Origin of the sequence: Micromonospora sp. C95 (genome assembly GCF_018070465.1) — a bacterium.
Classification (GTDB): Bacteria; Actinomycetota; Actinomycetes; order Mycobacteriales; family Micromonosporaceae; genus Micromonospora.
In genome coordinates, this window is the sequence record NZ_JAGPXT010000002.1 from 464280 (window position 1) to 479845 (window position 15566).

The 15566-nt window shown below is 70.4% G+C and carries 13 protein-coding genes and 1 riboswitch; of the genes, 5 read left to right on the plus strand and 8 right to left on the minus strand.

Annotated elements, in window-relative coordinates:
* Positions 1-52: 52 nt before the first annotated feature.
* A riboswitch (cobalamin riboswitch) is annotated at positions 53-258 on the minus strand.
* Between the two features lie 162 nt (positions 259-420).
* Together KBX00_RS04670 and KBX00_RS04675 are read right to left on the minus strand one after the other, a co-directional pair.
* Complete coding sequence (locus KBX00_RS04670; protein WP_210823503.1) at positions 421-909, minus strand: hypothetical protein; 489 nt, start codon at positions 907-909, stop codon at positions 421-423.
* Between the two features lie 146 nt (positions 910-1055).
* The gene (locus KBX00_RS04675) at positions 1056-2063 is read right to left on the minus strand and encodes a helix-turn-helix domain-containing protein (RefSeq protein ID WP_210823505.1); all 1008 of its coding nucleotides are present in this window, start codon (positions 2061-2063) and stop codon (positions 1056-1058) included.
* Positions 2064-2317: 254 nt separating this feature from the next.
* Between KBX00_RS04675 and KBX00_RS04680 the strand changes: the two genes are divergently transcribed.
* Positions 2318-2860: a hypothetical protein gene (locus tag KBX00_RS04680; RefSeq protein ID WP_210823507.1), complete on the plus strand. Its 543-nt coding sequence runs from the start codon at positions 2318-2320 to the stop codon at positions 2858-2860.
* A 278-nt stretch (positions 2861-3138) separates the two neighbouring features.
* Positions 3139-3348 carry a hypothetical protein gene (locus tag KBX00_RS04685; RefSeq protein WP_210823509.1) on the plus strand — a complete coding sequence of 70 codons (210 nt, stop codon included), beginning with the start codon at positions 3139-3141 and terminating at the stop codon, positions 3346-3348.
* A gap of 368 nt (positions 3349-3716) precedes the next feature.
* Here KBX00_RS04685 and KBX00_RS04690 read toward each other — a convergent pair whose 3' ends face one another.
* Positions 3717-5954, minus strand: coding sequence for a tetratricopeptide repeat protein (locus tag KBX00_RS04690; protein WP_210823511.1), 2238 nt, complete (start codon positions 5952-5954; stop codon positions 3717-3719).
* Positions 5951-6271 carry a hypothetical protein gene (locus tag KBX00_RS04695; protein ID WP_307868063.1) on the minus strand — a complete coding sequence of 107 codons (321 nt, stop codon included), beginning with the start codon at positions 6269-6271 and terminating at the stop codon, positions 5951-5953. Before KBX00_RS04695 ends, KBX00_RS04690 begins: the two co-directional genes overlap by 4 nt.
* A 323-nt stretch (positions 6272-6594) precedes the next feature.
* On the opposite strand from KBX00_RS04695, the gene KBX00_RS04700 reads away from it, so the two are divergent.
* Positions 6595-6825: a hypothetical protein gene (locus tag KBX00_RS04700; RefSeq protein WP_307868065.1), complete on the plus strand. Its 231-nt coding sequence runs from the start codon at positions 6595-6597 to the stop codon at positions 6823-6825.
* A 57-nt stretch (positions 6826-6882) separates the two neighbouring features.
* Here KBX00_RS04700 and metH read toward each other — a convergent pair whose 3' ends face one another.
* The gene (metH, locus tag KBX00_RS04705) at positions 6883-10398 is read right to left on the minus strand and encodes a methionine synthase (RefSeq protein WP_210823515.1); all 3516 of its coding nucleotides are present in this window, start codon (positions 10396-10398) and stop codon (positions 6883-6885) included.
* A 291-nt stretch (positions 10399-10689) separates the two neighbouring features.
* Between metH and KBX00_RS04710 the strand changes: the two genes are divergently transcribed.
* Together KBX00_RS04710 and KBX00_RS04715 are read left to right on the plus strand one after the other, a co-directional pair.
* Positions 10690-11559, plus strand: coding sequence for a PAC2 family protein (locus KBX00_RS04710; protein ID WP_093402074.1), 870 nt, complete (start codon positions 10690-10692; stop codon positions 11557-11559).
* 123 nt (positions 11560-11682) lie between these two features.
* Positions 11683-12474 (plus strand): GntR family transcriptional regulator, encoded by a 792-nt coding sequence (locus KBX00_RS04715; protein WP_210823517.1) that lies wholly within the window; start codon positions 11683-11685, stop codon positions 12472-12474.
* 334 nt (positions 12475-12808) lie between these two features.
* On the opposite strand, the gene mshC is transcribed toward KBX00_RS04715, so the two are convergent.
* The 3 genes from mshC to KBX00_RS04730 all read right to left on the minus strand — a co-directional run bounded on the left by mshC (position 12809) and on the right by KBX00_RS04730 (position 15512).
* Entirely contained in the window at positions 12809-14047 is a 1239-nt protein-coding gene (gene mshC, locus KBX00_RS04720) for a cysteine--1-D-myo-inosityl 2-amino-2-deoxy-alpha-D-glucopyranoside ligase (protein ID WP_210823519.1), read from the minus strand.
* Between the two features lie 65 nt (positions 14048-14112).
* The gene (locus tag KBX00_RS04725) at positions 14113-14931 is read right to left on the minus strand and encodes an SCO1664 family protein (RefSeq protein WP_210823521.1); all 819 of its coding nucleotides are present in this window, start codon (positions 14929-14931) and stop codon (positions 14113-14115) included.
* Positions 14928-15512, minus strand: coding sequence for a DUF3090 domain-containing protein (locus KBX00_RS04730; protein WP_210823523.1), 585 nt, complete (start codon positions 15510-15512; stop codon positions 14928-14930). The genes KBX00_RS04725 and KBX00_RS04730 overlap by 4 nt, the downstream gene beginning before the upstream one ends.
* Positions 15513-15566: the final 54 nt, after the last annotated feature.

Consider the following 15566-nt stretch of genomic DNA (forward strand, 5'->3'; position numbering starts at 1 on the left):
ACGGCCCGTTCCTGGCGTCGGCCGTCCCACGCGGCCTGCGGCCGCCGCCCACGAGTGCGGGCGGCGTGCTGGCAGGTCTTCGGACTCGTGGGCGTGCTCGCGCGCTCCTACTGGCCGTCGCTTCCCAGGCCGGAGCCCAGTGCTGTGTGACGGCTGTCGTTCCCACTCACCGCTGCGGGGCAGCCCCGGATTTCCACCGGGTTCCCTCTTGCCTCGGCCGCCCCGGATGGGCGCCGAACCAGCTACGGGAGACACCATATATGGGCGGCCGGCGAACGCAAGACACCAGATGGTGTGTCGGCGTGTCCGTGCAACAGAGGTCACATCCGGCTACGCCGGCCGGCCGGTCCGTGCTTGACCGGTCCCCGGCAGGCGGGCGTACGAAAAGGACGGCGAATGCGCCGGGGCGCCGATCGTCGGTCACGCCCCGGCGTGGCTACCCGCCCCGCAGGTACACCTCAGCCACGCGAGGAACCTGGTCGTCAGCTCGCCGGGATCCTCGCGCGGCAGGTCGTCCAACGCCGCCGTCAACAAGGCACCCGCGTACATCGACAGGCCCACCCGGTCCCGGCCGTACGCCTCGGCGAGCCGCACCCGCGCGGGTGCGCACGGCCACGACGGTTCGCCCTCGCAGCTGGCGCACGTCCACTCCGGCCGGCGCGGCAGGTGCTCGTCGGCGAGCCGGGCGGGCAGGGCGTCGACGGCCCGGCCGATTCGCACCGCCTCGGCGGCCATCGCGTCTCGATAGCTGACGGCACGCCCAGTCATGCTGGCCACCGGGTGTTGCGCCGGGTCGAGCAGGCGTTGCCGGGCGGCCTCCTGCTCGACGGTCTCCCGCCATTGCCCGCCGTTTGCCAGCGGCATCGGCCGCCGCCGCAGCCACCGCCAGAACCTGTGCCACCTGCTCACACCATCACCTCCGCCGAAGTTCGGGGACGGGGGCGGCGGTACGTGGGGGCGCACCGCCACCACCCACGTGAATCGTGCGATTGCGGTGGGCACTCAGGGCAGGTGCGAGGCGTCCGGCGTCCTGTCCGGGACGGTTGACGGACAGCTCAGCCGGTGGCGACCGCGAGTGCCTGCCGGTACTCCTGCGTCCATGCGGCGTCCCGCTGGTCAGGCGGCAACCCGGCCAACCCGGCCCGCAGGTTGTCGATGCCGGCCGACGTGTCGCCGAGCGCCAGATAGGCCAGCCCGAGACCCATCCTGCTGAACGTGGGCGTCAGCCAGTAGGCCAGGACCGGTGCCTGCTCGCGCTCGGCCGCCTCGGTGAGGTCGCTCGCCTCTCCGAGGAGCCCTGCTGCTGAGCGCCGATCGCCGAGTAGCGCGTATCCGTGGGCGGCCTGGACCGCGTCGCCGACGCGTTGCAGCGCCGTCGCCCCGGGTGTGTGGTACGCGGTGAGAAAATGGCGCACGATGCCGCGCGGGTTGCCTCGCTGCCGCTCCAGGTAGCCCCGGAAGTTCTCCACCTGCGCCGCGAGCGGGCCACTGTCAACGGCGTCGGCCTGCCTGGCGGCCTCGATCAGCACCTGTATCGCCTCACCGTCGTTGCGGGCTTCGGCATGCAGCCAGCCGACGAACTGCGTCCACTCCGCCACCAACTCGTGCAGCTGGCCGACGTAGGGGCCAGCGGCCCGCTCGGCGAGGTGCTGCACAGTGGACCGCTGCGCCACCATTGCCGGCAGTGTCACCGGAGCCGGCAGGACGTCGTCAAGGCGACGTTGCGCAGCCAGCACTTCGGCGAGCAGCCGCACGGCAGCGGCGTCGAGGCGGGTCGGTTCGGCGAGCACGTACGCTAGGCGGTCGTCGTCGTCGGGGGTGGTCACGGTTGGTGCATCGACGACCATCGCGGCCAGCGTCCCACCGGCCTGAAGGGTGTCGTCAAGGTGCGCGGCGAGTTCGCGGGACGGTCGGGTACGACCCGTCTCGAGGTCGTGCACGTAGCTCTTCCCGACGTACGCAAGGCGAGCCAGATCGCGCAGCGACAGGCCACGGAGACGGCGAAGTCGGGCAAGCTCAGCGGGGAACCGTGGGTCAACGACGGTACGCGCGCTCGGCGGCATGGCGAAGCTCCCGGGTGAAGGACAAGGCGGCGATCTGCTGGCCTCCACACCAGCGAGCCGCCACAATCGACGGTACCCGGCTCCGACAGGCAGCGGCAGCAAGCGCCGGACGAGCCGGGCCGTGTCGGCAACATGGCGACTCGCACGGACCTGCCGATTCCGGTCATCGGCGGAGGCACGCCCGCCGCATCATCGTCATCGGCCCGAGATTCAGCCGAGGTCGGAGGTCGACCCTGCTCCGCGATCGTTGGAGCATGGTGGCTCGAACGCGCGCGAGGACACGACGGATCGTCGCCACGCTGGCCGCCCCACTGCTCGTGCTGACCGCCCTGACCGCCTGCACGCCAGAGATCAAGGGCATCACTGGCCTCACCGTGGATGCTGACGGCCGGCCGCTCGCGGCACTGGCCTGGTGCGCGGACAAGCCGCCGGACGTGATTGTCCTTGCCACCGAACGCGCGGTCTCGCCCACCCCGTCCCTCGCTCCGGAACCATCCGCGAATTGGCCGAGCTGGCCGGGCCGGGACTACGACGTACCCCGGGACGCGACCTCGCCGGCCACCGTCCAACTGCCGGGATTCCCGCCCGATCCTGCCCCTGATCGGCGCGCCGCCTTTCGCATGTGCGGCGTCGCCGGCAACAACAGCTTCACCACCCACTCGGTTACCTTCCGGCTGCCCGAACTGGTCGGCCTGCAACCAGGATCAGTCATGATCACCGCAATCGTGAACAACGACGAGTTACCGAAGTACGTCTCCCTCGACGAGTTCGCACGCCTCGGCAGGGCCGAGTGCTGACCTCGCGCGGTTCTGCCATCCTGGCCGGGTGAAGCCCAACCTGGAGAGAATCCCAGGGAAGCAGGACCGACTCGCGGAGGAGATCCTCGCCCGCGCTCCGCGACGCATCGAGCAGAGCTTCGTACGCTCCCTCGACCCCTCCAACGCGCTCGCCCTCGGCCGCTACGGCGCCCGCCTCGCCACCCTGGCATTGCGCCAGAACTCCGTCGATCTGCTACGCCACTCAGTGCTCGCGACCGGCCTCGCCCGATCTGACGTCCGACGACGACCGGGACTTCATGGTGGCTCTGGCGGTGCCGTGGATCGTGGCACAACAGCTCGGCGGAAACCCGGCCGAGGTGTTCGCCACGGTCGGCGACAGCCTGCCGGACGGGCCGGTCGCCAGACTGGTCCACACCTTCGGAGCCCGTACCGACATCACCCTGGACGCCTTCGGCTGGGAATTGGTGACGACAGCCGACGGCCCGGACTTCCGGCCGGCGTCCTGATCACAGAAGCACCTCGGGAGTGCCGGCTTGCGCTTGGCCGACGGCCTGAGCGATGGCGAGGGTGTGCTGATACTCGCGCCACTGGGCCAATTTGCCGCCCAGGGCCCGTGGATTGCTGCAGAGCGCGTACATCCCTGTAGGCTGCCAATTTCCTCCCAGGACTCTCCATGGCTCCGTCCGACCGCTTCGAACGGGCGGGACTTCGAGCTGCACTGCCCGAGACACTTTCAACGCACTCGTCGACATCGCTCGACAGCTACAGAGCGCCTGGCCGGGCCGGCGCCGACCCTGAGGCCCGGGGCGGCCTAGCGACCGCATGATGAGGGCTAACCGTCTGCCGTAGGTGCAGTTCACCGCACCCACGGCCGTCACTCTGCATCATTCGAATCAGTCCGTTTACGCTCGATTTCTGCCTTGATCTCCGACGCCCGCCGTTGCAACGGCAGGGCCTCCTCCGCCCGCCTCAGGGCTGTCAGCGTGGCCGCCAGGTTGTTCAACCGGAGCGCGATAGTGGGGTGTCCTGCCGGCAACGCCGCCTCGCTGATCTCCAACGCCCGCCGCTGCAACGGCAGCGCCTCCTCCGCCTGCCCCAGCGCCCTCAGCGTGCCCGCCAGATTGTTCAACCGGGTGGCTATGTCGGGGTGTCCTGCCGGCAACGCCGCCTCACTGATCTCCAACGCCCGCCGTCGCAACGGCAGCGCCTCCTCCGCCTGCCCCAGGGCTTTCAGCGTGCCCGCCAGGTTGTCCAACCGGGTCGCGATAGTGGGGTGTCCTGCCGGCAACGCCGCCTCACTGATCTCCAACGCCCGCCGCTGCAACGGCAACGCCTCCGCCGGCCGCCCCAGATCGCTCAGAGTGCCCGCCAGGTTATTCAACTGGATCGCGATGTCGGGGTGTTCTGCCGGCAACGCCGCCTCACTGATCTCCAACGCCCGCCGCTGCAACGGCAACGCCTCCGCCGGCCGCCCCAGACCCGCCAGCGTGTATGCCAGGTTATCCAACCGGGTCGCGATAGTGGGGTGTCCTGCCGGCAACGCCGCCTCACTGATCTCCAACGCCCGCCGCTGCAACGGCAACGCCTCCGCCGGCCGCCCCAGATCGCTCAGAGTGCCCGCCAAGTTGTCCAACCGCAGCGCGATGGTGGGATGTCCTGCCGGCAACGCCGCCTCACTGATCTCCAACGCCCGCTTCTCAGCTTGTAGAGCCTGGTTGTACCTTGCCTGCGTGTAGTAGTAGAACCCCAGTTGGCCCAGCAGGTACGCGAAGGTCAGATCTACGGTGTCCTCGGGAATGTGGTGTGCGATCGCTTCGACATGTGGGGCTAACACCCTCCACTGCGGCCAGGCATCGACATTATCTGATGGATTGCCCGGCGGGCGGGCTTGGTCGAGCAGGGCCAACGCATTATTAATCGCCTTTTGCCACAACGACTCGGGCAGGTCGCTGCCCTCGTCGTGGTAGTCAGCCTCGGCCTGCGTCTGCGCTTGGCTGCGGACCACCGTCTGGAGAAGCCGGTGAGTGCTCACTGTCGTCTGCGTGAGCGTAACCAGGTTGTACGACGCCAACGCTGATAGCGCCTGGTCAACAGCACCGTGCTGTTCGGAATATCCGGCCAAGATTGAGCGCGGCACCTCGTCGGCCGCGTAGCACGACAAGATTCGCAGCAGGTCGATCGCTGCGGGCCGGATGTCGCGCAGCCGGTCGAGGGTAAGTAGCCAAACCTGGGCCACCGCCCGTTCCGCCTGGTCCCCCTCCGCGATCGTGTTCAACACCTCGGCAGGCTGGGCACGCAGCCGATCCAGATAGACCGACACTGGCGAACGGGTCTGCCTTAGATAACCGGCCGCCTGCTGCAACGCCAACGGCAGATACCCCAACTCGTCGGCCAACACCGCCGCCGCCAACAGATCCTGCTGTTGCCCAGGCTCCAGCAACAGCCGCACTGCGGATTCACGATCCAGCATGTCCAGATGCAGACACCCGTCGACCAGTGTCTCCCAGTTCACGTCACGCCGCGTCGTGATCAAGAGGTGCCCGGTGTCCAACTGGGCTACCAGCGGCTCGACATCCGAGCGCTGCTCCACATTGTCCAGCACTAGCAACCAACCCGACTGGTTCTGCAACCAGCCGATGGCCCAGCCCGCAGCCTCCGCTGCCGTCACCGTCAGCACCAACTCCGGGTTCAACCGGGCCGTCAACGCCGCCAAACCGCTCTCGATCGCCGCCGGGCTGTCAGCAGTCACCCACCACCGCACCAGATACCGGTTTCGCCACCGGTGGGCGTACTGCAACGCCAACTCGGTCTTACCCACCCCACCGAGACCATGCACCGCCTGACAAATCACCCCGCTGCCGGCCGACATCACCTCCTCCAACTTGGCGAACTCGTCCTCACGGCCCACAAACAACCGTGTCGCCGGCTTGGGCAGGTTATGCAACCGCTCCCCCACCTCGGGTGCCGTCGATGCCCGATGCACCTCGATCCTCCGCGCATCGACCTTCGCACCGTCGCCCGTGATAGCAAGCCCGCTGATCTCACCTGCCGCGATCGACCGGCCGCCCTCAGCGCTCACCCCACCAGGGTCGGCAGCATCCTCATCGGTCATCGCGTCACCTGGCCGCCATCCCCGGTGATCACCACCCCGCTGACCGTCTGGCCGGCGACAGAACGCTCACCCAATGCCGTGATCGTCACCCCCGCTGACGCCAGCATCTGCGACAACTCAGTAGCCAACCGAGCGTCGGCAGCCACCGCCTTGCGGATCTGCAACCGCAACGCCGCCAACCGATCCTGATCAGCCGGATCCTCGGCTACATCCATCACCGCCGCTTCCACCAACGGCGCTGACTCCTTTCGTCCCAGCAACCGGCGCAACAACCGACCACCTAGGCCGACCGTCGCATCCGCCGCCACCTCCTGCACCCTCGCCACCACACCCGCCCCGTACGCTCCGGCAGCCGCCGCCACGTACGGCACCACCGCACCAGCCAACGCAGTCACATCCGGATCCATGAAGCCCCACCACTCTCCGAGCCAGCTACCAGCGACCTCGATCAGTACCACACCAGGGCACGCAGTGTCACGGTGCAACCACAACCGCCGCCATCCCGTCCGCCCGTCAACCCGACCTCCTGGGGATCGGGCCGCCGCCCGGTCCGTCATCTCAAGACAGCCTTGACGCTCGTACGGACGCGGGCGCGTCGGGCGGTGGTCTGCCCGGCTCGCCCGGGTCAACGGCGGGCGGAGTGCATGTCCTGCGGCACACCTACACCTTGGTCCTGCTGGATGCCGGGGAGAGCGTCAAGGCCCTGTCGACGTACCTGGGCCACGCCGACCCCGGATTCACCCTGCGGACCTACACCCACCTGCTGCCGACCAGCGAGGACCGCACCCGCCGGGCCATCGACAAGGCGTTCGGTGACGACCAGGCCGACGATGACGAACCAGAAGCCCGTGCGTGCCTGGAAACGGCATGATCATGGTCCAATGCCCACCGCAGGTGCCTGACGTACAGGTCACGGCACCTGCGGGCGTCACTTGGCGTTGAAGTAGCTGGCCTCGGGGTGGTGGACGACGATGGCGTCGGTGGCCTGCTCCGGCATCAGCTGGAACTCCTCGGACAGTTGCACCCCGATCCGCTCGGCGCCGAGCAGGTCCACGATCTTCGCCCGGTCCTCCAGGTCGGGGCAGGCCGGGTAGCCAAACGCGTACCGGCAGCCCCGGTAGTCGGTGCGCAGCAGGCCGGCCAGGTCGGCCGGGTCGTCGTCGGCGACGGTACGACCGTCGGGCAGCCGCAGCTCGGCCCGGACCCGCTTGTGCCAGTACTCGGCGAGGGCCTCGGTGAGCTGCACCGACAGGCCGTGCACCTCCAGGTAGTCGCGGTACTCGTTGCGGGCGAACAGCTTGGCCGCGTACTCGCTGACCGGCTGGCCGACGGTGACCAGCTGCAACGCGACCACGTCAGGGTCGTCGCCGCGTGGGCGGAAGAAGTCGGCCAGGCACAGCCGCCGCTCCTGCCGCTGCCGGGGGAAGGTGAACCGGGCCCGCTCGGCGTGCCCGTTCTCGTCCAGGACGACCAGGTCGTTGCCCTCCGAGTACGCCGGGAAGTAGCCGTACACCACGGCCGCCTCCAACACCTGGTCGGCGATCAGCCGGTCCAGCCAGTAGCGCAGCCTCGGCCGGCCCTCGGTCTCCACCAGATCCTCGTACGACGGGCCCTTGCCGCCGCGCGCACCGCGCAGCCCCCACTGGCCCATGAAGGTGGCCCGCTCGTCCAGCAGCGCCGCGTAGTCGGCAAGCGGCACCCCCTTGATCACCCGGGTGCCGTGGAACGGTGCGACCGGCACCGGCACGTCGACCGCGACGTCGGAGCGTACCGAGGTGTCGTGCAGTTCCGGCAGCGACTCGGCGACCACCGCGCGCTGCCGTTCGCGGCGGGCCCGCCGGGCCGCCAGGGCCGCCTCCCGCTCGGCGTCCACCACGGGGGCGCCGCCGCGCTTGGCGGCCATCACCCGGTCCATCAGGGACAGCCCCTCGAAGGCGTCGCGGGCGTAGTGCACCTGGCCGGGGAACATCGACCGCAGGTCGTCCTCGACGTACGCCCGGGTCAGCGCCGCGCCGCCGAGCAGGACCGGCCAGCGCTCCGCGACCCCGCGCGACGCCATCTCGACCAGGTTCTCCTTCATGATGACGGTGCTCTTGACCAGCAGACCCGACATGCCGATGGCGTCGGCGCGGTGCTGGTCGGCGGCGTCGAGGATGGCGGAGATCGGCTGCTTGATGCCGATGTTCACCACCTCGTAGCCGTTGTTGGACAGGATGATGTCGACCAGGTTCTTGCCGATGTCGTGCACGTCGCCCTTGACCGTGGCGAGCACGATGCGGCCCTTGCCGCCGTCGTCGGCCTTCTCCATGTGCGGTTCGAGGTACGCCACCGCGGTCTTCATCACCTCGGCCGACTGCAACACGAACGGCAGCTGCATCTGACCGGAGCCGAACAGCTCACCGACGACCTTCATGCCGTCCAGCAGGATGTCGTTGATGATGAGCAGCGGGGCGGTGCCGGCCGCCATCGCGGCGTCGAGATCGGCCTCCAGGCCGTTGCGCTCGCCGTCGATGATCCGCCGCTTGAGCCGCTCGTTGAGCGGCAGGGCCGCCAACTCCTCGGCCCGGGTGGCGCGCGCCGAGGCGGCGTCGACGCCCTCGAAGACCTCGATGAACCGCTGCACCGGGTCATAACCCTCGCGACGCCGGTCGTAGACCAGGTCGAGGGCGATCTCGCGCTGCTCGTCGGGGATCTTCGACATCGGCAGGATCTTGCTGGCGTGCACGATCGCCGAGGTGAGCCCGGCCTGCACGCACTCGTGCAGGAAGACCGAGTTGAGCACCTGCCGGGCCGCCGGGTTCAGTCCGAACGAGACGTTCGAGACGCCCAGCGTGAAGTTCACCCCGGGCCAGCGGCGGGCGATCTCCCGGATCGCCTCGATGGTCTCGATGCCGTCGCGGCGGGTCTCCTCCTGACCCGTGGCGATCGGGAAGGTAAGCGCGTCGATCAGGATGTCCGAGCGGTGCATCCCCCACCGACCGGTGAGATCCTCGATCAGCCGCTCGGCCACCCGTACCTTCCACTCCGCCGTGCGGGCCTGGCCCTCCTCGTCGATGAGCAGCGCGACCACGGCGGCGCCGTGCTCGGCGACCACCGGCATCACCCGCGCGTAGCGGGACTCCGGGCCGTCACCGTCCTCGAAGTTCACCGAGTTGACCACGCACCGGCCGCCGAGCATCTCCAGGCCGGCCTCGATCACCGCCGGCTCCGTCGAGTCCAGCATGATCGGCAGCGTGGAGGCGGTGGCGAACCGGCCGGCCAGCTCACGCATGTCGGTGGTGCCGTCCCGGCCGACGTAGTCGACGCAGAGGTCCAGCAGGTGCGAGCCGTCGCGGGCCTGGCTCCGGGCGATCTCCACGCACGCCTGCCAGTCGGCGGCGAGCATCGCCTCCCGGAACGCCTTGGAGCCGTTGGCGTTTGTCCGCTCCCCCACCATCAGCACGCTGGCGTCCTGCGCGAACGGCACATGGTGGTAGATCGAGGAGACACCCGGATCGGTACGCGGCTCACGGGCCACCGGCCGGGTCCCGCCCAGCCGTTCGGCGAGCAGCCTGATGTGCTCCGGTGTCGTGCCGCAACAGCCGCCGACCAGGGACACGCCGTATTCGGTGACGAAACGTTCCATGGCGTCGGCCAGTTCCACCGGGGTCAGCGGGTAGGCCGCGCCGTCGGCGGTGAGCTGCGGCAGGCCCGCGTTCGGCATCACCGACAGCGGGACGGTGGCGTGTTGGGAGAGGTAGCGCAGGTGCTCGCTCATCTCCGCCGGACCGGTGGCGCAGTTGAGCCCGATGAGATCGACGCCGAGCGGCTCGATCGCGGTCAGCGCGGCACCGATCTCGCTGCCCAGCAGCATCGTGCCGGTGGTCTCCACGGTGACGTGACAGATCAGCGGGACCTTGCGGCCCAGCTCCGCCATCGCCCGGTGCGAGCCGACCACGGCGGCCTTGACCTGAAGCAGGTCCTGGCAGGTCTCGATGATCAGCGCATCCGCGCCACCCTCGATCAAGCCGGCGGCGTTCTCCTGGTACGCGTCGCGCAGCGTGGCGTAGGCGGCGTGGCCGAGGGTGGGCAACTTGGTGCCCGGGCCGATCGAGCCGAGGACGAACCGGGGCCGCTCGGACGAGGTGTAGGCGTCGGCTGCCTCGCGGGCGATCCGCGCACCGGCCTCGGACAGCTCCCGGATCCGGTGCTGGATGTCGTACTCGCCGAGGTTGGCCAGGTTCGCGCCGAAGGTGTTCGTCTCCACACAGTCCGCGCCCGCCGCCAGGTACGCCTCGTGCACGCCACGGACGACGTCCGGCCGGGTGACGTTGAGGATCTCGTTGCACCCCTCCAGACCGTCGAAGTCGTCCAGGGTCAGGTCCGCAGCCTGCAGCATCGTGCCCATCGCCCCGTCGGTGACGAGGATCCGGTCGGTCAACGCGTCGAGCAACGAAGTACGCACCAACCCAGGTTAATGCGATTGGGCGGGCCCGCACCCCTGCGTGCCGTCCGATCCCACATTGTGTCATCGGGATCACGCCGCCCGTTTTCGCCGGCAATGCCCAACACCGTGGTCTACGCGCAGTCCGACGGCGGCGCCGACGCCCGGCCCATCCGGCGCGGCCGGCGGGCCGGGTCCGGGCCCGGCACGTAGGCTGACTGACGTGAAGGACTACAGCGACACCGCCACGCACCGTGGGCGGACGACCGGGACCGCGTCCCGGACCGCCGGTGACGAGCAGGAGGTGACGGCGTGACCGAGTTCGACGGGCTGCCGGTGCTGCGGTCCCCGGTCGCCATCTGCGCCTTCGAGGGGTGGAACGACGCGGCGGACGCGTCCACCGCGGCGGTCGAGCACCTGGAGCAGGTGTGGGAGGCCCGGCCCGTCACCGAGCTGGATCCGGAGGACTTCTACGACTTCCAGGTCAGCCGGCCCACCATCGCCATGTCCGACGGTGCCACCCGTCGGGTGGAGTGGCCCACCACCCGGTTCACGGTCGCCAGCCCCGCCGGCACCGAGCGGGACGTGGTGCTGATCCGCGGCATCGAGCCGAGCATGCGGTGGCGGACCTTCTGCGAGCAGGTGCTGGAGATCTGCCACAGCCTGGAGGTCGAGCGGGTGGTGCTGCTCGGTGCCCTGCTGGCCGACGTGCCGTACACCCGGCCGCTGCCGATCAGCGGCAGCGCCTCCGACGCCGACGCCGCACGCCGCTACCAGCTCACCCCCACCCGGTACGACGGGCCGACCGGGATCGTCGGCGTGCTGCACGACGCCTGCACCCGGGCCGAGGTCGACGCCGTCTCGTTCTGGGTCCACGTGCCGCACTACGCCAACAACCCGCCCTGCCCGAAGGCCACCCTCGCCCTGCTGCACCGGGTCGAGGAGGTGCTCGACCTGCCGGTACCCATGGCCGACCTGGCCGAGGAGGCCGCCGAGTGGGAACAGCGGGTGCGCAGCGCGGCCGAGCAGGACGCCGAGTTGGGCGAGTACGTCCGCGAGTTGGAGGAACGCGTCGGTGACGCGGGCATCACCCCGTTGACCGGGGACGAGATCGCCCAGGAGTTCGAGAAGTACCTGCGCCGCCGGGGCGGATCCGCCGGCCCCACCGCCGGTTCCTGGTAGCCCACTTCCCGTTCACGAAACCCCGGGCCCACGTCGGCCCGGGGTTTCGTGGTCTGTGTCGGGGTGGCGGGACTCATCCCGCGTAGGGCATCCTAGGAACCTAGCTGAAATGAGGAGGCCGGGATGCAGATCAACCCGGGGGCGGCCGAGTTTCCGCACCGGCAGATCGCAGCGCAGCTCAAGACCCAGATCCGACGGGGGGACTGGGCACCGGGCGAACGCCTGCCGTCCATCCCGGCCATCGCCGAGATGTTCGGCGTCGCCAAGCAGACCGTGCAACGCGCCGTCGACCAGCTGCGGGTCGAGGGCGTCCTGATCACCAAACCCGGTTCCGGTACGTACGTGCGGGGCACCCGGCGACGACTCAACCGCCTCTCCCGGGGCCGCTACGGCGGCTTCCGCGGCTACCACACCGACCTCGCCGCCCGCTATCGTCAGCAGCTCGTCTCCGTCGGCCGCTCCCCCGCGCCGCCCGAGGTGGCCGACGCGTTCGGCGTACCCGACGGCACCGAACTGCTCTGCCGCCGCCACCTCGTCCGCACCGAGGACTCACCGGTGGAGGTGGGCGCCTCCTGGTTCCTGCCCGCCGACACCGCCGGCACCACGCTGGAGCGGGCCGAGGCGTTCGGCCGCCCGCTCTACCAGGAGGCCGAGGAGGCCACCGGCCGCCGGTACGCGACCGCCACCGACACCATCACCGCCCGCCAGCCCAGCCGCGAGGAGTCGGAGACCCTCCAGATCCGACCGGACACCCCGGTGCTGCACCTGCTTCACGTGGCGTACGACCCGCACCGCAAGCCGATCGAGGTCGCCCAGGCCACCTGGCCCGGCCCGGTCACCACCCTCACCGAGGAGTACCAGATCCCCGCCCCCGCCGAATCCCCCGACCCGGACCCCGGCCTCGTCCTCGGCTGACTGCCACCTCACGTCCGCCACCCCCTTGGGGGCCGCCCCCGGCGGGAACAGGAAGCAGCAACATCCCCGATGTTGTCCCCTCACGTGCACGCGAGGCAGCAACATCGGGGATGTTGCTGCCTCAAGGCGTCCGGGCACGGCGCGCACCACAACACGTTGCCTTACGGCGTCCGAAGCAGCGACATCAGGGATGTTGCCCCCTCACGGACACGCGAGGCAGCAACATCAGGGATGTTGTCCGCTCGGGCGAGAGGGGCCCGACCGCGAGAGGGGCCCGACCGCGAGAGGGGCCCGACCGCGAGAGGGGTGACGTCGGGGGACGTTCCCGGATCGGTCAGAGGTGGATGCCGAGCAGGGCGTCGACGGTGTCGGCGAACAGGCGCGGCGCGGCCGGGTCGTCGTCGGTACCGGCGAGGGTCCGCTCGGCCCACTCGTCGGCCAGCCGTAGGGCTCCGGGGGTGTCGAGGTCGTCGGTGAGTCGTTCGCGTACGCCGGCCAGGAACGCCGAGCCGGACGGCCCGGCGGTCGCGGCGGCGGCCCGCCGCCAGCGGCCCAGCCGCTCCTGGGCGGCGGTGAGCAGGTCGTCGGTCCAGGACCGGTCGGCGCGGTAGTGCCCGGAGAGCAGGGCCAGCCGGACCGCCATCGGATCCACCCGGTCGGCGCGCAGCCGGGAGACGAAGACCAGGTTGCCCCGGGACTTGGACATCTTCTCGCCGTCCAGCCCGATCATGCCGGCGTGCACGTAGTGGCCGGCGAACGGTGCCGCGCCGGTCAGCCGCTCGGCGTGCGCGGCGGAGCACTCGTGGTGCGGGAAGAGCAGGTCGTTGCCGCCACCCTGAACGTCGATGGTGGAGCCGAGCAGGCCCAGGGCGATCACCGCGCACTCGATGTGCCAGCCTGGCCGGCCCGGGCCGAGGTCGCCACCCGGCCAGGACGGCTCGCCGTCGCGGGCGCCGCGCCACAGCAGCGGGTCCAGCGGGTCACGTTTGCCGGCGCGGTCCGGGTCGCCGCCGCGCTCGGGGAAGATCTCCAGCATCTCCGCGCGGGACAGGTTGGACTCGTAGCCGAAGCTCGGCGTGGCCGCGATGTCGAAGTAGACGTCGCCGGTGCCGTCGTCGAGGCGGTAAGCGGCACCGTCCTTGAGCAGCACCAGTACCTTCTCGGCGATGTCCGGGATCGACTCCACCGCGCCGACGTAGTGGGCGGGTGGGATGATCCGCAACGCCTCCATGTCCTCGCGGAACAGCGCCGTCTCCCGCATCGCCAGGACCTTCCAGTCCTCCCGGTCACGTTCGGCCCGCTCCAGCAACGGGTCGTCGATGTCGGTGACGTTCTGCACGTAGCGGACCTCGTGGCCGGCGTCGCGCCACATCCGCTGCACCAGATCGAAGGTGATCATGGTGGCGGCGTGACCGAGATGGGTGGCGTCGTACGGGGTGATGCCGCAGACGTACATGGTGGCGGCGCCGTCCGGGTCGCTCGGCTGCACACTTGCCCGCGCCGAGTCGAACAACCGCAACGGCTCGCTGCGGCCCGGCAGCCGCGGCACCTCGTGCCCCACCCAAGACTCCATGACCGTCAGCCTAACCAGCCGTCGGGCAACGTCACGCCGCCCCGAGAGTGATCAACGCGACAGGCTCAGATCGGCGGCCAGGGCACCGCCGGCCAGTCCTGGGACGGCTGCGGAAAGCGACCGCTGCCGCACAGCCGGTCGATCCGGGCGGCCAGCTCGGCGAGCTCACCGAGGGTGAGGTGCTCGGCCAGTTCCTCACCGAGCGGGCCGGCGAGCTGACGGGCCAGCCGGCCGAGCATGTCGACCGCGTCGTCCGGCAGCGACCGGCCGGCCCAACCCCAGAGCACCGTACGCAGCTTCTCCTCCACGTGGAAGCTGACCCCGTGGTCGACCCCGTGGAGCCGGTCGTCCGGGCCGACCAGGACGTGGCCGCCCTTGCGATCCGCGTTGTTGATCACCGCGTCGAGCACCGCGAGCCGGGCCAGCCGCGGGTCGTCGGCGTGCGCGAGGGCGTACGCGGTGCCGTCGTCGTCACGGGCGGCCGCGATCGGGAACCAGCGGGGTGGCACCGAGTCGGCCGGCACGAACCCCACCAGCGGCTCGGCGTCGGCCGGCTCGTCGATCCACAGCTGGCAGGAACCGGGCCCGAACGGCCCGTCCCGCAGCACCGTCGGCGGCACCAGATCCCAACCGGTGGCGGCAGAGACCAGGTAGGCGGCCACCTCCCGGCCGGCGAGGGTGCCGTCCGGGAAGTCCCACAGCGGCCGCTCGCCGCGCACCGGCTTGTACACGCACCGGGCCGACATCCCGTCCAGGGTCAGCACGCCCCGCAGGGTGGTGTTCGAGGCGTCGACGAGTCGCCCCTCGACGGTCAGGTCACCGTCGCGTAGCAGGCGCAGCGCGGCACCCCCGTCCTGTCGGGGAGCCACGCCGGAGGAGGTCACCGGTGGTAGCCGTTGTTCCGGGGGCAGAGGTGGCCGGCCGGGTCCAGGGGCTGACCGCAGAGCGGGCAGGGCGGCCGGCCGGCGTTGACCACGCGCCGGGCCCGCTCGATGAACGCGCGGGTCGCCTCGGGGGTCAACCGGACCCGGAGCCGGTCGAGATCCTCGTCGGGCTCGACATCGTCGGGCTCGTCCTCCGCCTCCGCCTCCGCCTGGCCAAGCTCGATCTCGGTCTCCGCCTCGCCGACCGCGATCGCCTCGATCACTACGGTCGCGCTGTCCGCGTCGAAGGCCAGGCCCAGCGTGCCGACCCGGAACTCCTCGTCGACCGGTGTCTCCAGCGGGTCGTTGTCACCGACCGGGACGGTAGCCTCGGGCAGTTCGACACCGAACCGACGCTGGGCCTCGGTGAGCAGTTCCTCCAGCTTCTCGGCGAGCAGGGAGACCTGAACCTTCTCCAGCGCGACGCTGACCAGCCGACCACCGCCGCGCGCCTGGAGGAAGAACGTGCGCTCCCCCGGCGGCCCGACGGTCCCGGCGACGAACCGCTCCGGCGGTTCGAAGGCGTGCACCTGGTGGGTCATACCCACGACCCTATCCGGCGGCCCCACGCAGCGCGCACCCCACCGACCCGAATC